At 45.5% G+C, this 24,660-nt stretch carries 22 protein-coding genes, 1 other RNA gene, 1 pseudogene and 1 riboswitch; of the genes and pseudogenes, 6 read left to right on the top strand and 18 right to left on the bottom strand.

Features of this window, described 5'->3' with window-relative positions; all coding sequences use genetic code 11:
- Positions 1-5: 5 nt before the first annotated feature.
- The 8 genes from VC159_RS03830 to VC159_RS03795 all read right to left on the bottom strand — a co-directional run bounded on the left by VC159_RS03830 (position 6) and on the right by VC159_RS03795 (position 8,526).
- Positions 6-1,445 (bottom strand): amino acid permease, encoded by a 1,440-nt coding sequence (locus VC159_RS03830; protein ID WP_323472775.1) that lies wholly within the window; start codon positions 1,443-1,445, stop codon positions 6-8.
- A gap of 58 nt (positions 1,446-1,503) precedes the next feature.
- Complete coding sequence (locus VC159_RS03825) at positions 1,504-2,175, bottom strand: amino acid ABC transporter permease (protein WP_323472774.1); 672 nt, start codon at positions 2,173-2,175, stop codon at positions 1,504-1,506.
- Between the two features lie 2 nt (positions 2,176-2,177).
- Positions 2,178-2,906: an amino acid ABC transporter ATP-binding protein gene (locus tag VC159_RS03820; RefSeq protein ID WP_323472773.1), complete on the bottom strand. Its 729-nt coding sequence runs from the start codon at positions 2,904-2,906 to the stop codon at positions 2,178-2,180.
- Positions 2,903-3,562 (bottom strand): amino acid ABC transporter permease, encoded by a 660-nt coding sequence (locus VC159_RS03815; protein WP_323472772.1) that lies wholly within the window; start codon positions 3,560-3,562, stop codon positions 2,903-2,905. Before VC159_RS03815 ends, VC159_RS03820 begins: the two co-directional genes overlap by 4 nt.
- 20 nt (positions 3,563-3,582) lie before the next feature.
- Positions 3,583-4,335, bottom strand: coding sequence for a transporter substrate-binding domain-containing protein (locus VC159_RS03810; RefSeq protein ID WP_072583785.1), 753 nt, complete (start codon positions 4,333-4,335; stop codon positions 3,583-3,585).
- Positions 4,336-4,473: 138 nt separating this feature from the next.
- Positions 4,474-6,183 (bottom strand): multicopper oxidase family protein, encoded by a 1,710-nt coding sequence (locus VC159_RS03805; RefSeq protein ID WP_323472771.1) that lies wholly within the window; start codon positions 6,181-6,183, stop codon positions 4,474-4,476.
- Between the two features lie 7 nt (positions 6,184-6,190).
- Entirely contained in the window at positions 6,191-7,273 is a 1,083-nt protein-coding gene (locus tag VC159_RS03800) for a hypothetical protein (protein ID WP_323472770.1), read from the bottom strand.
- Positions 7,274-7,293: 20 nt separating this feature from the next.
- Positions 7,294-8,526, bottom strand: a complete 1,233-nt coding sequence (locus tag VC159_RS03795) for a YHYH protein (RefSeq protein ID WP_215357490.1) — start codon at positions 8,524-8,526, stop codon at positions 7,294-7,296.
- Positions 8,527-8,691: 165 nt separating this feature from the next.
- Between VC159_RS03795 and VC159_RS03790 the strand changes: the two genes are divergently transcribed.
- On the top strand, positions 8,692-9,315 hold the full coding sequence (locus VC159_RS03790) for a TetR/AcrR family transcriptional regulator (protein WP_215357492.1): 624 nt from the start codon (positions 8,692-8,694) through the stop codon (positions 9,313-9,315).
- Here the strand turns inward: VC159_RS03790 and VC159_RS03785 are convergent, their stop codons facing one another.
- The 6 genes from VC159_RS03785 to VC159_RS03760 form a co-directional block, all read right to left on the bottom strand.
- Positions 9,316-10,248 (bottom strand): methionyl-tRNA formyltransferase, encoded by a 933-nt coding sequence (locus tag VC159_RS03785; RefSeq protein ID WP_323472769.1) that lies wholly within the window; start codon positions 10,246-10,248, stop codon positions 9,316-9,318.
- Position 10,249: 1 nt separating this feature from the next.
- Positions 10,250-11,497: a formyl-CoA transferase gene (gene frc / locus VC159_RS03780; protein WP_215357497.1), complete on the bottom strand. Its 1,248-nt coding sequence runs from the start codon at positions 11,495-11,497 to the stop codon at positions 10,250-10,252.
- A 140-nt stretch (positions 11,498-11,637) separates the two neighbouring features.
- On the bottom strand, positions 11,638-12,066 hold the full coding sequence (locus tag VC159_RS03775) for a PAS domain-containing protein (protein ID WP_215357499.1): 429 nt from the start codon (positions 12,064-12,066) through the stop codon (positions 11,638-11,640).
- A gap of 82 nt (positions 12,067-12,148) precedes the next feature.
- Positions 12,149-13,399 (bottom strand): formyl-CoA transferase, encoded by a 1,251-nt coding sequence (gene frc, locus VC159_RS03770; protein ID WP_215357501.1) that lies wholly within the window; start codon positions 13,397-13,399, stop codon positions 12,149-12,151.
- Positions 13,400-13,448: 49 nt separating this feature from the next.
- Entirely contained in the window at positions 13,449-15,158 is a 1,710-nt protein-coding gene (gene oxc, locus VC159_RS03765; RefSeq protein WP_323472768.1) for an oxalyl-CoA decarboxylase, read from the bottom strand.
- Between the two features lie 204 nt (positions 15,159-15,362).
- Positions 15,363-15,980, bottom strand: a complete 618-nt coding sequence (locus VC159_RS03760) for a Crp/Fnr family transcriptional regulator (RefSeq protein WP_072583791.1) — start codon at positions 15,978-15,980, stop codon at positions 15,363-15,365.
- A gap of 82 nt (positions 15,981-16,062) precedes the next feature.
- Positions 16,063-16,279: riboswitch (cobalamin riboswitch) on the top strand.
- Between the two features lie 142 nt (positions 16,280-16,421).
- On the opposite strand from VC159_RS03760, the gene VC159_RS03755 reads away from it, so the two are divergent.
- The 5 genes and pseudogenes from VC159_RS03755 to VC159_RS03740 all read left to right on the top strand — a co-directional run bounded on the left by VC159_RS03755 (position 16,422) and on the right by VC159_RS03740 (position 20,037).
- Entirely contained in the window at positions 16,422-18,389 is a 1,968-nt protein-coding gene (locus tag VC159_RS03755; protein ID WP_323472767.1) for a TonB-dependent receptor domain-containing protein, read from the top strand.
- A 27-nt stretch (positions 18,390-18,416) separates the two neighbouring features.
- A complete protein-coding gene (locus tag VC159_RS03750; RefSeq protein ID WP_323472766.1) occupies positions 18,417-18,704 on the top strand; it encodes a hypothetical protein in 288 nt (95 codons plus the stop codon).
- Positions 18,679-18,900: pseudogene (locus tag VC159_RS10425) on the top strand (cell division protein ZapA); the annotation flags it as partial. The gene VC159_RS03750 and the pseudogene VC159_RS10425, both read left to right, overlap by 26 nt.
- A 99-nt stretch (positions 18,901-18,999) precedes the next feature.
- A non-coding RNA gene (gene ssrS, locus VC159_RS03745) (6S RNA) lies at positions 19,000-19,218 on the top strand.
- Positions 19,219-20,037 (top strand): sulfite exporter TauE/SafE family protein, encoded by an 819-nt coding sequence (locus VC159_RS03740; RefSeq protein ID WP_323472765.1) that lies wholly within the window; start codon positions 19,219-19,221, stop codon positions 20,035-20,037. It begins immediately after the preceding RNA gene.
- Here VC159_RS03740 and VC159_RS03735 read toward each other — a convergent pair whose 3' ends face one another.
- The 4 genes from VC159_RS03735 to dctP are packed head-to-tail and all read right to left on the bottom strand — an operon-like array spanning position 20,038 to position 24,540.
- A complete protein-coding gene (locus VC159_RS03735; protein ID WP_323472764.1) occupies positions 20,038-21,561 on the bottom strand; it encodes a malonyl-CoA synthase in 1,524 nt (507 codons plus the stop codon).
- A 40-nt stretch (positions 21,562-21,601) separates the two neighbouring features.
- The gene (locus VC159_RS03730; protein ID WP_323472763.1) at positions 21,602-22,960 is read right to left on the bottom strand and encodes a TRAP transporter large permease subunit; all 1,359 of its coding nucleotides are present in this window, start codon (positions 22,958-22,960) and stop codon (positions 21,602-21,604) included.
- A gap of 2 nt (positions 22,961-22,962) precedes the next feature.
- Positions 22,963-23,469 carry a TRAP transporter small permease gene (locus VC159_RS03725; RefSeq protein WP_215357528.1) on the bottom strand — a complete coding sequence of 169 codons (507 nt, stop codon included), beginning with the start codon at positions 23,467-23,469 and terminating at the stop codon, positions 22,963-22,965.
- 3 nt (positions 23,470-23,472) lie between these two features.
- Positions 23,473-24,540: a TRAP transporter substrate-binding protein DctP gene (gene dctP, locus VC159_RS03720; RefSeq protein ID WP_323472762.1), complete on the bottom strand. Its 1,068-nt coding sequence runs from the start codon at positions 24,538-24,540 to the stop codon at positions 23,473-23,475.
- Between the last annotated feature and the right edge of the window lie 120 nt (positions 24,541-24,660).

The raw sequence follows: 24,660 nt of genomic DNA, 5'->3' as shown, positions 1-24,660 counted from the left end.
TATTCCTATCGAGCCCTATATATGTCTGCAGCAGCATTTTGCTCAATGACTTTTTTCTTAAAGGCTGCGATCAACGCTTTTTGATTCAGGCTTCTTCGAGTCTTGAACCAGTAGAAGAATCCAAGCACCACAAACCATAATGGCAAGAAGTACAGCGCAATGCGTGTGTTCTCATTTAGGCCTAGAGCGTAGATCACGATAGCAAAAAATACAAATGCTACATAAATCATCGTTTTACCCAGAGGAGTCTTAAACTTCGACTCATCATGAACCTGGGGTAAACGCTTGCGATACGCAAGATAAGAAAGCAAAATCATTGACCAGATATAAATAAAGAGAATCGCTGTTACGCTGCCAACTAATTCAAATGCGCTCATCATGGATTGTGTTGTTGTCAGTATGAGGGATGCCGAAAGCACAAGCCCTGTTCCAAAAAAGATGCCTCCAGTTGGAATCTTGTGGGAGGATAACTTTCCAAAGATGGATGGTGCATGATGATTCTTTGCTAGGCCATACACCATGCGTGATGTAGCGTATATGCCGCTATTACTCGAAGACGTTGCTGAACTAATCACCACTCCGTTAATCAAGGATGCAGCACTCACCATACCCACAAGCGAAAACATTCCCACAAAAGGACTTTCGTCAGGAGAGATATCCACCCAAGGAGTTACCATCATTAATACCATGACCGTGCCAATATAGAAAATCATGATGCGGAAAGGTATTTTATGAATCGCATCCGGTAGCATTCGCTCTGGATCCTTTGTTTCTGCCATCATGGTGCCAATGATTTCCATGCCAGCAAATGCGAATATGGCAGTCTGTAGACCTCCCAGCAAGCCCGAGACCCCATTAGGAAACAGTCCTCCGTAGGACCACAAGTTGCTGATATGGGCAGTAACTCCACTCGGAGAAACAAAACCTGTAATACATAAGTAAATCCCGAGAGCAATCAGACTAATAATGGCGATCACTTTGATAATGGCTAACCAAAACTCTAGCTCCCCAAATGCTTTAACACTAAGAATATTCAGAGTGAGCAATAAAAGCACAATGGAAAGAGCGGATATCCAAGGAGGTAAGTTAGGCCACCAGAAAGCAATATAGCCAGTAATCGCAATAATCTCAGCAATCGCAGCTACGATCCAGGCAAACCAATACGTCCAGCCCATAAAAAATCCTGCTGACGGCCCCAGTAAGTCTTCTGAAAAATCAACAAAGGATTTGTAATTGAGATTCGATAGGAGCAACTCTCCCATGGCTCGCATCACAAAATATAAGATGCAGCCAATGACGGCATAAATCAATATGATGCTGGGGCCAGCAATCGATATAGTCTTTCCAGAGCCCATGAATAAGCCGGTGCCAATACAGCCGCCGATGGCGATCATTTCGATTTGTCGCTGACCTAAACCGCGCTCTAATTTATGATTACTTTCCATACAAGTCCAAGTTCTGGTGAAAATTAATTTAGCTGTCTTTAGCTATATTTAGCTGAGTTCAATTAATCGGTATTAGCACCCGTCGCTCAATCCTTCTGGCAACCAAGACAATCACGGAAACCAAGAGTAAATATACTAAAGCGGTGAGTAAGTAGGCTTTGAAGAACTGAAAATTAGAAGAAGCCAACTCCTGCATTCGAGCAAAGAACTCGGTGTACTGAATTAAGAAGGTAATTGAGCTATCTTTCAGATTACCTATCACTTGATTAGTTAATGCTGGTACCGAGGTACGTAATACCTGTGGCAGGGTAATCAAGCGAAATACCTGTGACGGCTTAAAGCCTTGTGCTCTAGCAGCTTCTAACTGAGTCTTATCCAGGCCATTAAATGCTGTCTTTAGATATGCGGCGTTGTAAGCAGCCACATTTAAGGTAAATCCAATCACTGCCACTGTAAATGGATTGAGTCGAACCCCCCATTGAGGGAGTCCGTAGTACATCAAAAACAAGAGCACGATTAAGGGCATGCCAATAAAAAAGGAGATGTACCCATTAATCGCATTACGGATGAGACTGTTCTTGCTGAGCGTCAGATAGAAGACAAAGACACCTAATAAAAATCCTGTAACGCTAATAACAACTGCTAATTGGAGAGTATTAGAAAGCCCAGCCAATATGAGTGGTATCTGCTCAAGAAGGTCGCGCTCAAAACCGCTCCAAGATCCCGCCATGACTACTCTCTCTTACCAAAAAAAGCTTGCAGCTCTGGATCAGAATGATTGTTGGCAAGAACATCAATGCGCTCGTCTGCACGAATGACGCCCTTATCCAAAAATAGCACTCGATCTGAAATGGCGCTTGCTAAACCCAAGTCATGAGTTACACAAATCATGGTGATTCCATTGTGATGCAGGCGATTTATGAGATCTCCTACATCACGAGACATGATGGGATCCAGTGCTGAGGTTGGCTCGTCCAGTAGCAATACAGCTGGGTCCATTGCTAACGCTCGTGCAATCGCAACACGCTGCTTCTGCCCACCAGATAACTGAGAAGGGTATTTACTTTGATGAGGGGTCATCTCAAATCGAGATAACTCATGCAAGGCCTTCTCATTAGCCTCTTTAGGCCCCATACCCTCTAACTTACGTAATGCTAATGTGACATTGTCTAATACAGTGAGATGGCTATATAAAGCAAATTGCTGAAATACAAAACCAATCTGTTTGCGCAATTGCCGGACATCTACATTGGGGCCTAAGATCTCATTACCTTTGAATTGAATTGATCCGGATGTGGGCTCTACCAAGCGGTTTAAGCATCTTAAGAGAGTTGATTTACCACTCCCTGAAGAGCCCATCAGAACTTTCACTTCGCCCTGCTGTAAATCCAGATTAATCCCTGAGAGCACTGCTTGACCCTCAAATTTCTTAGTGAGGTCTCGGATGGTGATTACCGTCATACCGCGGCTTCTTTCATTTCTGGAATCTCATAATGCTTTTGAATGAGTTGAACACCCAATAACAAGATCCGATAAATAACAAAATAAAGGACTCCAACCATCAGATAAACATCAATTCCCTTTAGGGTATTGGCTGTCAATGTCATGGCTTCCTTGGTGATCTCTGGAATGCCAACGGTATAGGCAAAAGGAGAATATTTCAGGACGGAGGTAAATTCATTCACCATACCGGGAATGGAGAAACGGAGCATCTGTGGAATTTCAATATAACGAAGCACCTGGACGCGACTCATACCCATGGCCTGTGCAGCAACTATCTCGGTTGGGTCGACTGAATTAAACGCTCCACGAAAGACTTCCGTTAAGTAGGCGCCGACCACCAAACCTAGGCTAAGCGCCATTGCCATCAAAGGCGGCGGCTTAATGCCAATTCCGGGAAGGCCAAAGTACACCATGAATAGGAGCACAAGTACCGGCACTCCTCTAAAGACGTAGGTATAAATATCAATAAGAAAGGAAACACTTCTGATAGAGAGTCGATGCAGACTAGAAAGCAGCAGACCGACAACAAGGCCGGTCATACTGCAAACCAGTGTCACGATAACGGTGTAGACAACACCCTTACAGAGCTCCAGCAGAATATCTAAAAGACTCATGACGAACTTTTGCTAGAGGATTACTTCATCCACTTATCTAAGATCGCTTGAATTTTTTCTGGTCCTAGTTCTGTCAGGTACTTATCAAAGTCATCACGCAACTTGGATCCCTTGGCAAAAGCAAATCCCAACTTATCGTAACCCTTGAATACATAAGCACTTTCCAATGGTAACTTCAGCTTATTTTCATAATTCAAGAGCACAGGCTCTTCAATAAATGCTAAATCAATATTGCCATTCTGCAGATCAGTTACTACCTCAGCATATGAGGGATAAAGCTTTACCTTGCTTAAAGAGTAATAGCCCTTGGGCTCTAGCTCATTTCTGATCAGGTCATCGTAAGCCATGCCGCGTGGGTAGCCAATCGAATATTTCTTGAGTTGATTTAAATCAGTGATCTTGATGTTTTTACTTTTAAGACTTACTAAATGCCAAGAGTTATCGTAATAAGGCTGAGAAAAATCCATCGCCTCTTTGCGCTTATCCGTAATCGAGATACCAGAAAAGGCAACATCAGCTTGACCGCTTGAAACTGCGCCCAGCATTCCCTGCCAATCATAAGGAGTCACTTTTAAAGTGCAGCCACGAGACTTGCAATAACCTTGAAAAATGTCCATATCTACGCCAACAATCTGACCATTTTGATCAAATAGCATTGGTGGTGATGCAGGCGATACAGCTACCTTAATTTCGCTTGAATTGGTTCCTTTAGAGCAGGCAACCATGCCTAAACTTAGAGCACAAATCAGTAATAGCAAAAATCGGCGTTTCATAGACAAAATCCTTGTAGTAAAAGATCAGAAGGCGGCAAATTCAGAAAATACAATAAACCATAAACTTGTAATTTGCCCCAATAGGCATAGAGGAAATAATAGCTGAAAACTAGGAAGAAAATGTAAGTGTTTTGGGGATCAGACGGGCACTACCGTTACCCGCTGCACCATCCCCAAATCTGAATACTGCAGCATCTGGCTATGCAAAATATAGGGCCCAACAAAATCCTTAAAGCGCATCCGGAACGTTACTGAGGTAGGCATCTCTGGGGTGCCCCCAGGTGGCAATGCGACTGTGTCACACCAATAGGGCTCAACTGGGCTACCGTTTACTTTGGTGACATACATCGGGTTGACATGGATGTGAAAAGAATGAGCAATGCTGTTGCAATTGAAAATAGTCCATTCTTCTACAGCGCCAAGAATCACATTCTGAGTAATGGAATTGGATCTCTGTAATTGGAGATCGGCAGATTGAGTGCCAGGTGATTGCGTTAGCCCATCGCCCCCAACTATATTAAAAACAATACTGCGCTTTTTACCGCCGCATCTAGCAAACTCTTCGTTACTAATTGGTTCTAGAAAATCAGAAATCGGAAGAGGCGCGGCTGGCATCTTCTCAGCAATCAGTTTTTTAGGCTGCCTCTCCACGACAATAATTTTTGCCAACACATCTCCAGGTAGCACTGCCTCCTGTTTACCTTGTGCAATTTTGACTGGCAGAGATCTTAGCAAGTAAGTGCCTGGCGCACCAGCTTTCACAACTACTGAAGAGCGATTACCTGCAGCCAGTTCGATACCTTTGCCACCCTTCTCGCGAACATCGGGGTAATCTTGATAATGCGTGCCGCCCCAGCCATCCATTGTGTATTGATGCAATAGGTGCTCATCTAAATTGAGGTTTAGGCAATTAAATGTCTGAGTATTGATAAAACGCCACCTTTGTACCTCACCACTTTCCATCACAATCGTTGGTTGACGTACGCCATTAATCAATACTGGCTGAGCATCTAAATATTTGTTATCTGAACGATTAAGCCCATGACCTGTTGGATAGTTAGCCACTTGTGCAAACTTTTCCAATGAGCCTTCTTTTACACCATAACTTTCATTCTCTTTGCCACTGGCAAAATATGGTGCCTGAAATAAGAAGATGAGCTCAGTTGCTTGCACCATTTCTGGCAACTCATCAACAGGGCCTCTTACCATGATGGCGCCCTGCATTAGACTTGCTACTTGTATAGCACTCGAACCATGAAATTGGGGGTGGTAATAAAAAGGTCCAGCCGGATGATCGGCCGGTATGTCATAGACGTATTGCCTTGAATCGCCTTGCGGTACCACCCCACCAGAATTAGAGTCGACGACATAGTCACCATACTCAGCAGGCTTGGAGTCTGGATAGACGCCAGGGAATACATGAAGTCCATGAGTATGTAAATTCGTTGTGTTGGGCTTCATATATAGAAGCGGATCATTGGGTGCAGCAGGTGGATTCAGAGGCAATTGATTAATCAGCCGAATTCTTAATTTATCGCCACCTTTAACGACTAAGGTTGGGCCAGCATAACTAGGCTGATTGTTGTTATAGCCATAGGCACGCAAAGACACCGGGTATTTATTTGCGGGATCCGCTCCAGATAACTGAGTATTCCAATACGATACGGTCAGCGTTACATCCAATACACCATTTTCTGAAGCAAGCATCACTGGCTGCACAAAGGTTTGTCGAAGATCCTCTTTGCCACATCCACCCAAGCCAATGGGAAGCGCAATTCCAGAGGCTATGCCTATACCTAAGCGCAAGAACTCGCGTCGCTGGTTTACTAGTATTGGTTTATTTGCCATGCTTGACTCAAGCAATCGTCAAAAAAGGATTTGGGGTCAACTGTCTTAAGTCAGATTTACCTATTTGGTTAGAACCATTGTTACCCCAGCCCAATAAATGATTTTTTCCAACTGCAATCGCGTGCATTTCTCCAGCTGCAATTGAGCGAATGCCTGATAGATTAGATACCAAGGTAGGGACAGATCTTGATTGAAGGTCACCTAAGCCAAGTTGACCAAATCCATTCCAGCCCCAAGCGTAGACTTTTCCAGAAGCTGCAAGCGCAAGAGAGTAATGGGTTCCAGCTGCAACAGCAGCAATCTTTTCCGGGATGGAAATCAACTTGGGACTATCTATAAAAGGGCGGGAGCCACTGCCAGACTGCCCAAAGTTATTACTACCCCAGCCGTATACCCTACCCTCAGCCGAAACTGCAAGTACGTGCGTAGAGCCTACGGCGACACTCTTAATCTTGGCTGAGAGAGCTATAAGCTGGGGGGTTTCTGCGGTTCGGAGATGGCCAAGACCTAATTGTCCCGCTGAATTATTACCCCATGCATAGACCCTATGATCGCTTGATAAGGCCAACATAAAGTTATCCCCTATTTGCACATCTTGTATAGGTGGCAGCTTGGGAATGATGGCGGGCAATGCATTGATTTGTGCGGTATTGCGTCCTAACGCGCCATCTACATTTAAACCCCAGGTATATAGGCTAGCTTGTGCATCTATGGCGGCGAATATAAATTGGCCTGCAGCAAGCTTGCTGATATTTGTAATACCTTCAATTGCCGAGGGAGCTTCAGTAACCAACCCCTGATTACCAAGCTCAATTTGAGAAAAACCCCAGATGAACGGCTTTTGCTTGGAGACCCCCAAGCTCAGTCCATAACCAGCGGCAATATCTGAATAATGCGCAGGCTTGCTCAGATACGCGGGCTTGCCGTCTGACCCTTTTAAGGCGCTACAAATATCGATATAGGGAGGTGCGTAGCGGCCACTTCCTGGGCCGCCCCAACCTAAGACCTCTCCAGACTTCAGCAGCGCTAAAGTCTGGTCCTTGCCGGCCGTGATTGCAGTGATCTCAAAAAGATCCGTAGGAATTCCCATGCAATCAGTCTAACAACTATTTATCGCAGAACCTTGGTGATTACCGAAGAAAAATACTGCAAAAACAAGTCTTTATTACTTTGCGCAAGAGCTGCTATATCTTGCGCTAGAGTAGTTGCTGTAGCTGGCGTAATTGAGGCTGGAATTAAGGCAGTAATACCGGCGTAATTAGCACCCTCAGTCATATCGCTATTCGGCAATGCTTTTGCATAATCCACCACACCATGGAAACAACCGACTGAATATGGGTATTCACGGTTTAGATGGTAGTGATAGATATTCGTCATCTGGCCATCCCACATCACGGGGGCTGTATGGCCATGGCACTGATCCAATTGTTTATTGGTAATCATTTGTCCATCCTCACCGCGTGGACCATAGATTCCATAACCATCTAAAGCGTAACCAAATATTGGTGATGGGCCAGAGTTTCCTTGATTTGGGAAGCACTTCCAGGAGTAGCCGTGAATGTGATATTGCTTGTTATAAGGATGACCCCAACATTGATCCAATGGCAATGCTGAAGATGGGTTGTACCAAGAGGTGCTTGAGTTTGCTAATTCGGCATGCCAAACGGTTCCAGTCAAAGCAATCCCGGTAATTAGAGATGAAATTGGGCCAGGCAATACATTGCCATTGGCATCCTTGATGTTCTCAACAGGAACTTTTGGAATGTAGCTCTCAAGGTTGTAGGTAGCAACGGGAATTAAGTCAGCTGTTGGATATTCCGCGCTACCCCCAGGTAATGCGTTGTAATAAGGATAGGCAGGCGTTCCTGGTTGAACTGGAAATTTACCCATCGCAAAATTTGGCAAGCCATTGCCCTTGAAATAACGATAAGGAACATTCGTGATGCCTGCAGTATTCGTCCCCGTGGTACTCGTCACCGTCAGATTGAAGCCAGCAGGATCAATATCCGTTGCATAAACAGTTCCGCTCACATAAGGCATCGCTGACAACACAATCGTATTGTTACTTTGATCAATCCAAGAATATGTGGATTGTGCAAATTGCGTGTTCGCAGGAATTGGGCTATTCGGAACTAGGCCAAAGACAGGATTCAAGCACATACCATTGACAGCACATAGATAAGGACTCATCCCGTTAGCAGAATTTACTAAGGTAGTTGGTGTGCCGGGATCAGAGGTAGACGAGGACGAAGATGAGCCACCGCCACATGCAAATAAGCCAGCAGTCACCAAAGATACTGCACCCATTAGAACTACACGTTTTTTAGTTACCTTAATGCCCATTGCAGACCTCTATTAAATTTGAATGCCTTGTTTATAACCTTTAAAGGGGGTTTAGAGATATCAGAATGTGTTCACCTTTTTCTGATTTAGGCACCCTTTAAACCCAATAACCATGGGGTTTGGTAGACTCATTCATATATCTATTTCTTCTGTTCACTTATCAAAATGTCTAAAAACCTCGAAATTGACTTTTCAGATGCCAAGCAAGATCGATCAAAGAAAACCCTGGATGACCTTCTTCAGGCTGCCTATGCAATTGTTGAGGAGGCTGACCCTGCCGCATTTACTAGCCGTTCCTTAGCCGGCAAAGCTGGTTACTCGCTTGGCACCTTGAGCAAAAGATTGGGTTCGGTGGAAAATGTCTTCTTCTGGGCCATCCAGAAAGGTAGAAAAGGCAAATTCAATCAAGTTGCGAAAGACATGGATCAATTAGATCCAAAATTAAATGTCCGCGAATTTGTAGAGGTATTTGTTGATAAAAGTTTCTCCGGAATCAATGTAGTGACTCCGTCAGTCATGCGCTTTTATGATCAAAGGTTTACTAAGAAAAATGGTTTAAGTCCTGATTACTTTGACTATGTCGATGTATTGGTTGAGCCCTATCAGCGGATGTGCTTGAGAAATGAAAGTAACACTTTCAGAGTCATTTCTCAGGATGAGGCAAGATTGATTTTTAAAGCGATCTTAACTTTTGTAGAGAGGCCTTTTGCAAATGGCGACCCAATTATGGGCACGGCAGAGCATCGCAGAATTGCTGTTGAAGTAATTACCAGAATGCTTGCTAAGTAGTTAAAGCGTAAAGAACTGCCCTACTTCTAGATTCAACTCTTTAGCTAACTCAGCACCAGTCACTTTACCCGCAGCGCCTTTAGCCTTCAGGACCTCAATCTGTCCACCGTGGCAGGTAATGAAGAAAGAATCTAGCGTGATTTGAGTAACTTCTCCCGGCTTGCCTTTAACAGCACCAAACGTTGCAGCCACATGTTTGTGGCAATCGTAGATCTGTACTTTCTGCTCGCCAAACTTAGTCCACGCACCAGGCGCAGGATTGCATGCACGAATGAGGTTATAGATTTGACTGATGTGTGTTGCCCAATGAATCTGTGCAGCATTTACATCAAACCAACCTTCATAGTTTGCTTGTGATTCATCTTGAACTATTTCTTGATGCTTACCTGCAACTACAAGATCAGCAGTCTCTAGGAGAGCTTTCACACCGATCGGAAATAAATGATCAAAGTAGATCTTGCCTAATGTGTCATTAGGTCCAATGGCTACTTCTTTTTGCAAAATCACTTCGCCTTCATCTAAGCCATCGGATGGACGGAAGATGGTTAAACCAGTCTTCTCTTCACCCAATGCAATTGCCCAATTGATGGCGCTCGGACCACGGTATTTAGGCAGCAAGGATGGGTGGTACTGAATCGTGCCGTGCTTAGGAATCTTACAAAGCTCTTGCGGCACAAACTGAAGCACATAAGCCATTACACAGATGTCTGCATTGGCATCAATCATGGCCTGAGCGGCTTCTGGGCCCTTCAAGGAAGCAAACTGCAAGGGGGTTAAACCCCTTGCTAACGCCGCTTCTTTTAAGACTTCGGGTTTGCTTGATTTAGGATTGTCGGGTGGGCAGAAAACGGCAACCACTTCGTCGCCGCGATCTAAAAAGGCCTCTAATGCCGCCTTACCAAAATCCGCACTCCCAATTAAAGCAACCCGCATCTTAGATCACCTTCTCGTGACGTAATGCAATCAATTCATCAGTTGAGTAACCTAACTCACTAAGAATCTCATCAGTATGCTCACCAAGCAATGGTGAACGCTCTACGTCAGTCGGGCTATCGGACAACTTAATTGGGTTGCCAACAGTGAGGTACTTGCCACGAATTGGATGATCTACCTCAACCACTGTTCCAGTCGCGCGCAACGCTGGCTCTTCAGCAATTTCTTTCATGGAAAGAATTGGGCCGCATGGGATGTCATATTTATTCAATACGTCCATAACTTCAAACTTCGTCATAGTCATGGTCCACTTTTCGATCTCACCGAAAATTTCCATCAAGTGTGGCAAGCGTGCCATTGGCGATGCGAAACGCACATCTGTAATCCAATCTTCACGCCCAATTACTTTACAAATCGCTTCCCAAACTGGTGCCTGTACGATCACATACATGTAAGCATTTGGATCAGTTTCCCAGCCCTTACACTTCACAATCCAACCAGGCTGACCACCGCCAGAAGCATTACCAGCACGGGGTACAGCGTCACCGAACTCGCCGTTCGGGAATTGTGGGTACTCTTGCATCAGACCAACGCGCTCTAAACGCTGTTGATCACGCAACTTCACGCGGCACAGGTTCAACACTGCATCTTGCATCGCTGCCAATACTTTCTGACCACGGCCAGAGTGAGTGCGTTGATACAGTGCTGTCACGATACCTAATGCCAAATGCAAACCCGTTCCGCTATCACCAATTTGTGCACCAGTAACCATCGGAGGGCCATCATCAAAACCAGTGGTGGATGCTGAACCGCCCGCGCACTGCGCTACGTTCTCATACACCTTGCAATCTTCATATGGGCCAGGACCAAATCCTTTAACAGATGCCATGATCATCATTGGATTGAGTTCTTGAATACGTTCCCAAGAAAATCCCATGCGATCGAGTGCACCTGGTGCAAAGTTCTCAACCAATACGTCGCACTCTTTAATGAGGCGTTCTAGAATTTCTTTACCCTTTTGGGTTTTAGTATTCACGGTAATCGAACGCTTGTTATGGTTCAACATCGTGAAATACAAACTATCCGCATCGGGGATGTCACGCAATTGACCGCGTGTTGCATCGCCTTCACCGGATTTTTCTACTTTGATAACGTCTGCACCAAACCAAGCCAGCAACTGAGTGCAGGTTGGGCCTGATTGAACGTGCGTAAAGTCGAGGACTTTGACCCCCTCTAGTGCTTTTGCCATGATTTAAGTCCTAATAAGAATGAAAATTTTGAATTAAGGCAATTTTACCAGTGGGGAATAGGGAAAATTGAGGCGTGCCCGTTTTTTGGGCATGTATTCCATCTAAACCTGCATTTACTCTTGTTAGGGTCTATATGCGGCTAAGTCTGAGGATTTTCAAGCTCAGAAAGTCGCTTTTTAAGGGCCCTTTCTTCGGCAAAACGCTCGCTTTCATCCCGAATAATGGCAGCCACCCCGCTAGCCTTCCCCGAGGCGTCAAACAGCATGCCTACAGTGAATGCAATCGATATAGTGCTGCCATCCTTGTGCTTGGCTGGCACTTTCAATAAGGATGCGCCATAACGGGTCGTGCCCGTCTCCATTGAATGGTTGTATCCCTCATTGTGTTTCTGGCGCTGACGCTCAGGAACAATGAGATCTAAAGTATTTCCAAGGGCTTCTTGCTCTGAATAACCAAAGATGCGTGTGGCGGCAGGATTCCACAGCACGATCTTTTCATGGGCATCAGCAACCACAATGGCATCGCCTACGCACTCTACTAACTGGTGTAAATCAATATTGGTGTTCATGTGATCAGTCTATAGAGTTTTTAAGAAATAAAAAAGGCGCTCACTAGGAGCGCCTTCAAATTAATGCCAGTATTACTTGTTATTAAACTGCTTTAGCTGTGTGTAACTTAGCGATGTCATCAGCGCTATAGCCTAGATCAGCCAATACTTCGTCAGTGTGCTCACCCAATACTGGTGATGGACCAACTTCGATTTCCAAATCAGAGAACTTGATTGGGCTACCGATAGTCAAATACTTACCACGTACTTTGTGATCCACTTCAACGATAGAACCACTCTTACGCAAGTCAGGTGAGTTAGCCAATTCTTTCATTGAGAGAACTGGAGCACATGGAATATCGAACTTGCGGAGAATGTCCACAGCTTCGTATTTAGTCTTGTCTTTGAGCCAATCTTCAATAGTTGCGAAGATGTCAAAAATCTTGTCTTGACGAGCTTCAGCAGTCATGTACGCTGGATCAGTTGCCCACTCTGGCTTACCAATCGCACGAGTAATTGGCTCCCAAGCGTGACCTTGAATAGTGAAGTAGATGTATGCGTTTGGATCTGTTTCCCAACCCTTACACTTCAACACCCAACCTGGCTGACCGCCACCACCAGCGTTACCGCCACGTGGAACTACGTCAGTGAATGAACCGTGTGGGTACTGTGGGTACTCTTCCAAGTAACCAATCTTGTCCAAACGTTGTTGATCGCGCAACTTCACGCGGCACAAGTTCAATACAGCGTCTTGCATTGAGCAAGATACTTTTTGACCTTTGCCAGTTTTTTGACGCTGCATCAACGCAGTCAAAATACCAATCGCCAAGTGCATACCGGTATTGGAATCGCCCAAGGCAGCAGCAGAAACAGTAGGAGGACCATCCCAGAAACCAGTTGTTGAAGCAGCGCCGCCAGCACACTGAGCAACGTTCTCATATACCTTTAAGTCTTCGTATGAGTGGCCATCGCTAAAACCTTTTACAGAAGCCATGATCATTTTTGGGTTCAATTCTTGGATACGCTTCCAAGAGAATCCCATACGATCCAAAGCGCCCGGGCCAAAGTTCTCAACCATGACATCAGAAGTTTTGATCATCTTCTCTAAAACTTCTTTACCTTCTTGAGTCTTAGTATCCAAAGTCAAAGAACGCTTGTTACCGTTCAACATTGTGAAGTACAAAGCATCTGCACCTGGAATATCGCGCAATTGGCTACGAGTTACGTCGCCAGAGCCTGGACGCTCAACTTTAATTACGTCAGCGCCATACCATGCCAACAACTGAGTACATGCAGGACCTGCTTGTACGTGTGTGAAGTCAATAATGCGAATACCGTCTAATGGTTTAGTCATGTGTGTTTCTCCTTAAGTCTTTCTTGTTTGCTTCTAAATTAGTCTGGGATTACTTCTTAGCAGCTGCTGTGGATGGGTTTAAGTTTGTCAAACGTCCACTTTCAGTACCTGCAGTTTCATCAATAACAGCATTGATGAGGGCTGGTTTACCGGCAGCAATCGCTTCTGTTAACGCTGCTTCTAATTCTGCTGGGGTAGTTACGTAGTAACCAACACCACCAAACGCTTCAATCATTTTGTCGTAACGAGCATCTTTAACGAACACAGTTGGCGCAACATCAGCACCGCCCGTTGGGTTAACGTCAGTACCACGGTATACGCCGTTGTTGTTGAATACAACAGTCGTGATTGGCAAGTTGTAACGGCAAACTGTTTCCAATTCCATACCGCTAAAGCCAAATGCGCTATCGCCTTCAACTGCAACTGTTGGCAGGCCGCTAGTAACAGCCGCGCCAATTGCATAACCCATACCAATACCCATAATGCCCCAAGTACCAGAGTCAAAACGCTTACGTGGCTTGTACATATCAACGATTGCACGGCAATAGTCAAGTGTATTTGCACCTTCGTTTACCAAGTTCACATCTGGGTTCTTCTTGATCACATCACGAATCACACGTAACGCGCCATGGAAGTTCATTGGGTTTGCTTCTTTAGCCAATGTCTCTGCCATCTTCGCAGTGTTCTTGTCTTTCTTCTCAGTGATCGCAGCAATCCACTCAGCGCTTGGCTTAGGAACAGCAGAGATACCCTTCAAGAGTTCGCCAACGCATGAACCGATATCGCCAATTAATGGAGCAGCGATTTGTACGTTGCTATCCACTTCGTTTGCTTGAATATCGATTTGGATAAATTTCTTAGGCTCTTTGCCCCAAGTTTTACCTTTACCGTGTGCCAGTAACCAGTTCAAACGTGCACCAACCAATAACACTGCATCAGCTTCAGCCAATACAAATGAACGCGCTGCAGAAGCAGATTGTGGGTGATTGTCTGGCAACAAACCTTTAGCCATAGACATCGGCAAGTAAGGAATGCCTGATTTTTCAACTAAGTCACGAATCTCTTTATCGGCTTGAGCATAAGCAGCGCCCTTGCCCAAGAGAATCAATGGACGCTTAGCGCCCTTCAACACATCTAATGCACGAGCAACTGCATCAGCCGCTGGGATTTGACGTGGAACTGGATCGATTACTTTGAAAATGGATTTCTTAGCTTCATCAGCAGGCATTGTTTGTGCAAGCAACTGGGCTGGCAAGTCTAAATACACGCCACCTGGACGACCAGAAACGGCAGCACGGATTGCACGAGCAAAACCGATACCGATATCTTCAATGTGGTTAATACGATAAGCCGCTTTGCAATATGGCTTAGCAGCATTTAGCTGATCCATCTCTTCGTAGTCACCCTGTTGCAAGTCAACGATTTCACGTTCGCTTGAACCAGAGATCAAAATCATTGGGAAGCAGTTCACAGTTGCATTAGCAAGCGCTGTCAAACCGTTCAAGAAACCAGGAGCAGAAACAGTCATACAGATACCTGGCTTTTGCGTCATGTAACCAGCAATAGCGGCAGCATTACCTGCGTGTTGTTCGTGACGGAAGCCGATAAAACGCAAACCTTCTGCTTGCGCTAAACGGCATAAGTCAGTAATTGGAATACCAACGAGGCCAAAAATGGTGTCGAGGTCATTTGCTTTCAGAGCGTCAATGACGAGATGAAAGCCATCGGTTAATTGTGTGTTTTGATTATCTGTTGTCATAGAAATTTATATAGAAATTGCGGGTTTGCTCTTGTAGAGCCAATGCAATTTAGCTTTCGCTAACGTCTCCAATGTAGTTATAAATCGCATAACGGGTTTTGTGTCCCGCTTAGGCTGAGATGAATATTAGGCTTGGGGAGAAGGTTCATCATTGACTTCGGTCAATTTCCCCCCAAATGCTGTAATTACGGGCGGTTTTGGCCCTTAAACAAAGAGTTCTTTATGCTTCGTTTTGAGTCGACTCAGGGTCTCAGGAGAGAGGTTCAGGTAGGCCGCTAACTCCTTCTTTGGGAGAAGCTCGAACAAATCCTCATATTTACGCAAGAAACGCTCTACCCGGCCTGGAGCATCGAGCATATGCAAGGTAATGGTGTGGGCCATGATTTCACTCATCAGGCGCATGACTTCGAACTCAAAGCTCTCTTTGAGAGGTTTGTGCTCCTCAAGGAATTCAGCCCACTTCTTCATAGGCATCCGGGCTACGCGCGCCTTAGTGACACACGCAATACTGTAGGGTGCAGCAGTTTTTAAGCGCCATGCGGCATAGCTCGTTTCAATATCTTTTTCGATGGCAAAACGCAAAATCATCTCTTTGGCATCCGCGCTTGAAACAATCCGCTTCAGAATGCCATCCAAAACGAAGTACTGCTCCATCTGGTGATCACCTTGATGCAGCAAAATTTCTGATTTTTTGAGGTCCGCAATTTCTAAATGGCGCTCTAAATCAGCCATTGCTGAGGGATCCAAGCTTTTTAAGACCGAGTTTTGACTCAACTGTAGGCGAATCAGGTTTTTTTCGGGATGCTTATCTAATACGGTCATGAATCCTTGCTCCAAGACCCTCTATTGTAGGCTTTTTTACCCCTCAAAGCCTTGAACCCCCTCTTGGCGCACTTCAAATCCGCTAGAATGATGAGGTCGTGGTGCTTTATTGCAGTGCAATAAAGTTAAACGGGAAACACTAAACGTGTGCTGCCCCCGCAACGGTAGGTAAATGCGCCCTTTTTGGTTTATTTGGGGTGTCAGGAATCTGACAAAGCCACTGTGCGCGTCAATCGCATGGGAAGGCCAGATTCTGATATTTACTAGCCCGGATACCGGCCAAGACAGGTGGAATTTTGCGGACGGGGATCTTCGCGCGCCAAGAAAGCGCTGAGTCTCTCGATACTGCGCCCAATTGACGCCTGAACTCCTGCACGGGAAATTCTGTTCGACCCAGCTAACGGGGAAGTTAGCTAGGCAATCGATAACAGAAAGTGAATCATGAAGCAGCAGTTCAGCAACAAAAAAGCCTTCCTCATTTTGGGCGCCCTCATCAGTATTAATGCCTTTGCACAAAACAACGCACCAATAGTTTTAGCAAGTACATCTAATCCGCTTAACCCCATCATCGTCACCGCAACGCGTACGCCAACCAAAGCGAGCGATGTATTGGCCGATAACGTTTACATTGGTCCTGAAGAAATTGAGCAAGCCGGACAGACGAGCTTAGTTGAATTACTGCAACGCCAAAAGGGTGTAACTATTTCTAGTTATGGAACGGGCGGATCTAATGCTAGCGTCTTTTTACGAGGCACCACCAATAATCAAACTCTGGTATTAATCGATGGTGTGCGTATTGATGATGCAATTAATGGCGGCACCAACTGGTCAGTTATCCCACTGACCATCATTGATCATATTGAAATCGTATTTGGCCCTCAGAGTAGTCTTTATGGTTCTGATGCCATCGGTGGCGTAGTGCAAATCTTCACCAAAAAAGGGGATGGCCCTGCTAAGGTGGGCGCCTCTTTTGGATATGGCAGTTACGGCACGAGTATCAGTGAAGCCAGCATTAATGGCTCTACGCAAGGCGATCAAAAAATTCGCTACTCACTTGCCGCAAGCCAAACGCTCTCCATGGGCTTCAACACCATTGCACCCAACAATAAGGATGGGCTTGGTGCATCAGGCAGAACGGGCTACGTTCAAGACAGCATTACTGGCAGACTATCCCAGGAGTGGAGTAAGGGACAAGAGTTTGGATTGCAGTTTTTAAATAGTCGTCTGAATAACCAACTACCTGGGTTTGATCCGCAAGAGTTTTTATATCAACAAACTCAAAATCAAGTTTCTCAATTGGGAACCTATTCCCTCTACTCTAAAAATCAAGTGATGGAAAACTGGCGCAGCCTCTTGCAAGCATCTGCACAAACAGGAACCGCACTAAACCATGCCCCTGGCACGCCAGATAACCCAGCATACGACAGCACCCTGAATCAAAGACAAAATACCTACACCTGGCAAAATGATTTCGCTATTGGCACTGATGTTTTGCAAGTATTAGCGGAAAGAAAAACCCAAAAAGTTTCCAGCAATCAACTGGACTACAACAACGGTGACATCAACAACTTGACGGCGCCCTATCCTTTTTTGGGCTTTAGTCAAACCCGTAACACCAATTCAGGTGCTATTGCTTATCAACTAAAAAGAGAGGCGCACTTAGCTAACTTCTCGCTCCGCAATGACAGCATTACAGGTTATGGACCACAAACTACCGGTGCTGCAGCTTATGGTTATTTCTTCACCAAAGAATGGCGTGCGAACATCAACTATGGAACTGGATTTAGAGCGCCAACATTTAATGATCTCTACTACCCTGGATACGGAAATACGGCCATCCTTCCTGAGAAAAGTAAAAACACGGAAGCAGGACTGCATTATGAAAAACCAGGTCTTGATGGGCATGTTGTGGTCTTTAGTAACTCCATCTCTAACTTGATTCAAGTTAGTAATTCAGATACGTGCCCAGTGGGAACAGGTATTTTTGGCTGCGCATCCAACGTGGCAAGCGCCAAAATTACTGGCAGCACTTTAAGTGGTGCCGTACAAATGTCCTCACTCAGCTTAAAAGGCTCCTTCACACAACAAAACCCAGTAAACGAGAGCACTAATAGCACTTTGATAAAACAGGCTAAGCAATACGGCAATGTGGCAGGTGAGTATCTTTATCTCAAATTAACCACCGGAATTGGGGCTACTTTTTCCGGAAGAAGGGACGATTTTCAGGGTGGGAACACCGGCATGGGCGGCTACACCATCTTTAACCTCTATGCCAACTATGATTTAGAGAAAGACCTGAGCGTCTTTGCCCGCTGGAATAATGCTTTAAATAAGACCTACCAACTTAGTTATGGCTACAACACCCCGGGCTCAAACGTATTTGTAGGGCTGCGTTACGCCATGAAATAAGCTCTTTTTTCAGACTACAATGCCAGTATGAGCGAGACCTCCCCTCTTTCCACTGGCGACCTAGCCTCAGACATGGATGCGCTATGCGCATCCATCAATCGAGTGGCTGGAAAAATTCAGGTTATTGCTGAAGCAGTTCAAAACTTAAACCAAAATCGAGTGCAACTCGAAAACAAGATTGAAGATGCGCAAAAGCGTATTCAACATATCCTAAGTCGCCTGCCAGAACAAAGCGACGGTCGCCAACTCAATCTACTAGGCGAAGCTATCCCACCAAATAACCCCGAGGATGACAATGAGCCAACAACGCATTGAGGTAAGTCTTGCCGGTCAGAAAATTACTCTGGCAACCAGTGCCGAGCATGAGCCATTACTCCGTGCAGCGTGTGTCTTGGTAGATGAACAAATTCAACTGGCTATTAATGGTGGTAACCGCAGCATTGAAAGAGCGAGCATGATGGCCGCACTCAAAATTGCTGGCGATCTTATTACATTACAAAAGAATCCATCGCAGCAAAGCAGCTCTTCCAATGTCAGCACAGATGAAGTCACTCGCCTTCAAGGTGAGATTCGTGCGCTTGAAGATCAAGTAGATGCTTTGATGCAAACCCTTTCCCTGCCTGGTTCGCCAAGGCCAATAGTTCCTTGAACCGATGCGCAAGCATCCGGAACGATCTTTACCTTGTGGGCGTGAGCGTTTTGCAAGTTCACAGTGCCAACTTAGACTTGGTTACTCCCTGAGCCTCTTAATGCACCCGAAGCAGAGTAGCCGTTCCACCTTGAACCTTAGGGTTCAGGATGACGGCCTAGCGGCTAAGGCGGGGAATTCATGTTACTAAGCGATATCTTGATGTTGATGTTGTGCGGCGCCATCTCCGGCTACTTAGCTGGACTTCTGGGTATTGGTGGCGGCATGATTTTGGTGCCCTTCATGATCTTGGTTTTTAACCATCTGGGATTTAGCCAAGAAGTCATCGTGCATATGGCCATTGCAACAGGCATGGCAACCATTTTATTTACCACCACCTCTGCTATTTGGGCACATCACAAACACGGCTCTATTGATTGGAAGCTCGTCACCTCCTTGAGTCCCGGAATGATTTTTGGTGGACTGGTTGGTGGCAGTGAATTGTTTGAGGCGCTCAAGACCTCATGGCTCTCACTTTTCTTCGCAGTCTTCATTGTTTACACCTCAATCCAAATGCTCCTCAATAAGAAGCCTAAGGCAGGCAGAGACTTGCCTGGGGCGCTTGGATTATTTTCGTTTGGCACCTTTGCTGGAGCCCTTGCAAGCTTAGTAGGTGCAGGCGGTGCATTTATTACTGTGCCATTTATGCTTTGGTGCAACGTCAAGCCGCATACAGCGATGGCCACCTCATCTGGCCTGGGCTTTCCAATTGCCGCAGCGGCAACGATAGGCTATATGTACGGAAGCTGGGGCAACCCCAATCTTCCAGCAGGCTCTTTAGGCTTTGTTTATTTACCAGCGGTTGCGTGCATCGTGACGGTCAGTATCTTCACCGCACCTTTAGGTGCAAAGATGGCCAGAAAACTCGATATTGCTCAGCTCAAACGAGTTTTTGGCATCATGCTCTTTTTCCTTGCAGCCTTCATGTTTAATGAAAGCCGCAAGGCATTCGGCTTCTAATTACGCCGTGTACTGCTGACGCAAAATATTCTTTTGCACCTTACCCATAGCGTTACGAGGTAAATCAGCAACAATCTCTACGCGCTTTGGAATCTTAAAGTTTGCAATTTGTGTTTTCAAAGTAGCAATCATTGCTTCCGCATTGAGTTTTGCGCCAGCCTTAGGCACTACTACTGCCATCACTGCCTCACCAAAATCAGGATGCGGAATACCAATCACAGCACTTTCATCAACGCCAACCATATCATCGATAAAACTTTCGATCTCTTTCGGGTAAACGTTGTAGCCACCAGAAATAATCAAATCTTTGCTACGACCAACGATACATAAGTAATCATTAGGCGCTTTCCCACCATTAGCATCGCCACCCCAACGACCGACGTCACCAGTTTTAAACCAGCCGTCTTTGGTAAATTCTTCGGCAGTCTTCTCAGGCATACGCCAGTAGCCTGCAAATATATTCGGACCCTTGACCTGAATACTGCCAATCTCATTTACTTTGCATGGCTTGTTACCTTCATCAACCACGCGCACCTTAACGCCAGGCAATGGCAGGCCAACTGAACCACCTACGCGCTTACCTTTGTAAGGATTAGAAACCAACATCACCGTCTCACTCATGCCGTAACGCTCCAGAATCGGCTGGCCAATCACTTCTTTAAAGGTATTAAATGTTTCTGTCAGCAAAGGAGCTGAGCCGGAAACAAATAGACGCATATTGCTTGCTACTTTTTTAGTAAATCCTTTATCAGCCAATAGACGTACATAGAATGTAGGCACACCCATCATCACGGTGGACTGTGGCATGTGCTTAATCAACTGCGCTGTATCTAAACGTGGCAACCAAATCATTTTGCTGCCATTAATCAATGCACCATGCGCCGCCACAAACAATCCATGAACGTGGAAGATAGGCAAAGCATGCAGCAATACATCGCCTTTTTTCCAACCCCAGAACTTTTGCAACACTTGTGCATTACTGCCAAGGTTCTTATGAGTAAGCATTGCGCCCTTGCTGCGTCCTGTTGTACCAGAGGTGTACAGAATCGCTGCAAGATCATCATCTTTTGCAGGAACTGTTTTGAACTTGTCACTCAGGCTTCCTGCACGCTCCAATAAAGTACCGGTACGATTCTCGTCCAGCGTGAATACATGCTTAGTACCGGCTTTAGAGGCTACCTTAGACACCCAAGAGAGATTTTTGCTGCTGCAGACAACCACCGCTGGTTCAGCATTCTCTAGGAAGTACTGGATTTCAGCTGACTGATAAGCGGTATTCAGCGGCAAATACACATAGCCCGCACGAATGGTTGCGAGATAAAGAAAAAGTGCTTCAGGAGACTTCTCAACCTGCACCGCAACCCTAGCTCCTTTTGGAAGCTTTAAGCTAGCAAGTAAATTGGCAAGTTTGGCGGTTGCTGATTCTAGATCACCCCAAGAGTAATAAAGACCGTCGTGCGTCTCGAGAGCGCATGCTTTTTTATCTTTTGGAAAACCTTTTTCCAAGAGTGAATATAAATTCATGAAATTTCCTATAAGACTAATATTTTTATCAATACTGCAATCAATGTACCTTGGCCACACCCATTACCAAATCAGATAAACCGGTAGCAATCTCTGGCACAAAGCAGAGCAATACAACAGAGAGAATCATGATGATCACGAATGGGAATACGCCCCAGATAATTTCATTTAAAGAAATATCCGGTGCGATATTTTTGATCACGAAGATATTGAGGCCTACCGGTGGATGTATCAAACCGGTCTCCATCACAATGGTCATCACCACTCCAAACCAAACCAAATCAAATCCAGCCGCTCTCAATGGTGGCAAGAAAATCGGTGCAGTCATCAAAATAATGGAGACTGGAGGTAAGAAGAAGCCCAAGATCACCACCAAAACCAAAATAGCCGCCAACAATCCCCAACGACCAAAGCCAAGATCAACAATCGCTTGCGCAGCTGACTGACTGAGGTGCAAATGGCTCATCACATTGGAAAAGAGTAATGACATTCCGATGATGAACATCAACATCGTAGATTCTTTAATGGTGGCATTGAGCAAAGGAGATAAATCCTTGATACGCCACATTTTGTAGATACCAGCAATTAATGCAAACGCCAAAATAGCGCCAAGGCCTGCAGTTTCAGATGGTGTTGCATAGCCGCCGTAGAGCGCAATCATGACACCAATTAACAGGACCAAGAAAGGTAATACCCGTGGCAGAGAACTCATCTTCTGCTGCATGGTGTATGTGTGACGCTCGAGGATTGGTTGACTAGGAGCGCCTACCTTCACAGCCTCTAAGGCCATGTTGTATTCCTTGCGGAAGCGGTAAACAGTGTAGATCGAGAAGAACAATACCAACATCAAGCCAGGGCCAATGCCAGCAAGGAATAAACGTCCTAATGATTGTTCTGCAGCAACTGAGTACAAAATCATCGTAATGGAAGGCGGCAACAGAATACCGAGAGTGCCACCTGCAGCAATAATGCCCGCAGCCAATCCTGGTGAGTAACCACGCTTACGCATCTCTGGAATCCCTGCGCTACCAATTGCAGAGCAAGTTGCAGGACTAGATCCCGCCATTGCCGCAAACAGAGCACAAGCTAACACGTTAGCAACGCCTAAGCCGCCTGGAACCTTACCAAGCCAAACGTGCAAAGCTTCGTACAAATCTTGACCGGCACGTGAACGTCCGATCGCCGCCCCTTTTAAGATAAATAGCGGAATCGAGAGCAATGTGATGCTGGCCATTTCTTCATAGACGTTCTGAGTCACTGTATCCAATGAGGAAGCAGGCATAAAGAACACCATAAAGATAACTGCTACTGAGCCCAATGCAAAAGAGATGGGCATCCCTGAAAACATAACCAGCAACGTGACCGCTGCAAACAATAATCCGAGTACTGTGATTGACATGCTTATTCCCCTTCGCCTGGATTAACAACATCTCCAAACGCTTGGAGCAAAATCTGAAACGCCAACAAGGTCATGCCGATTGACATCATGATGTATGGAATCCACAGAGGTGGAGCCCATGAAGATGAAGTCACTTGACCATCTACCCACGCTTCATGAAATAAAGCCCAAGACTTCCATGCAAAAAAAGCACAGAAGGCACAAGAGGCGATATCAATAATCAATACTCTGAGACGATTGACTGCTTTTGGCAGCATAGTAGATACAGCCGAAATACCCACATGTCCACGAATTTGCTGGACGTAAGCACCACACAAGAATGTGGCACCCACCAGGCAAAATACCGCGGCCTCATCTTGCCAATCAGTCGTTGCTCCAAAAAATGCCCTTGAAGCAACGCTGTAGCTCAAGATAACTGAAGCAGCCACCAATGCCAATGATCCAAACAACACCATCAGCTTATTAATTCCAGACATTAAGCGGTCTGTCGCTTTTAAAAGTTGAGTCATGATTTAGGTTACTTTTTCTGCTGCTCTTAACAATGATGCGCAGCTTTCATTCTTCTCTGCGTAGTCTTTCCAGGCGCTATCACGTGCAATAGCTTTCCACTTATCCACAATAGCTGCATCAACGTCAGTGACTTTGCTACCCGCTCTTGCATAAGCTAAGGCCGCAGTCTTGTCATCATCTTTTGCAGCCTCAAGTCCAAACTTCTCCATCTCGGCGCCAGCTGCCATGAGAGCATCGCGTTGATCTTTTGGCAAAGCATCAAAAATTTGCTTAGACATCATCAGCGGCTCAAGCATGAACCAATAGGATTTTTGACGTGCACTAGTAAATGCTTTCGCCAACTCTTCGAGCTTGAATGACATAAAGCTTGTAGAGGATGTGTAAGCAGCATCCATAGCACCAGTTTGCATTGCTGCGTAGATTTCGTTAGAAGGTAATGAGATTACCGAAGCCCCTGCCGCCTTGAGCATAAGGTCAAATTCACGACTACCGCCACGAATCTTCATCCCCTTAACGTCCTCTGGGAGAACAATTGGCTTACTTCTGCTTGCCACACCACCGGCTTGCCAAACCCAACTTAAGAGAACAATTCCTTTGTCTTCTAAAATTTTGGTCAGCATCTTACCTACTTCAGCAGTCTTCCATTTAGCAGCCTGCTCGTAACTAGTAACCAATGCTGGCATTAAGCCAATGTTCAACTCAGGAACTTCTCCACCAGCATAGGGCATTGGGAATAATGAGATATCTAAAGCACCCTTACGCATTGCACTGAACTGTGCATTGGTTTTCATTAATGATGAACCTGGGTATACCTGGAACTTCAAAGCCCCTTTAGTACGTTTTTCAACAGATTCAGCAAATTTACGGCAGAGGCGATCACGGAAATCACCCGCCTGAATAGTTCCACCAGGAAACTGATGTGAGATGTTCAAGGTTTTAGTTGCACCTTGAGCGTTTGATGCAGGGCTATAGCCCACGATGCCAGCTAAAGGCAGCGCTGCAGATCCCGCCAATAATTGACGACGCAAAGTATTTGGCTTATTAGATCCAGATTTCAATTCATTGCTCATATTGTTCTCCTAGTAGTGTTTTATAGACTGCATCATACGGTCAGATCTTAGTGTCTGCTTCCTTGCCACATACTCTAAAGCGAATACTCTCTGAATTCTGCTTTTAGAGCCTCTCCTCCA

Origin of the sequence: Polynucleobacter sp. JS-JIR-II-c23 (assembly GCF_035011225.1) — a bacterium.
Lineage (GTDB): Bacteria > Pseudomonadota > Gammaproteobacteria > Burkholderiales > Burkholderiaceae > Polynucleobacter.
This window is presented reverse-complemented; position numbering and strand designations above follow the sequence as displayed.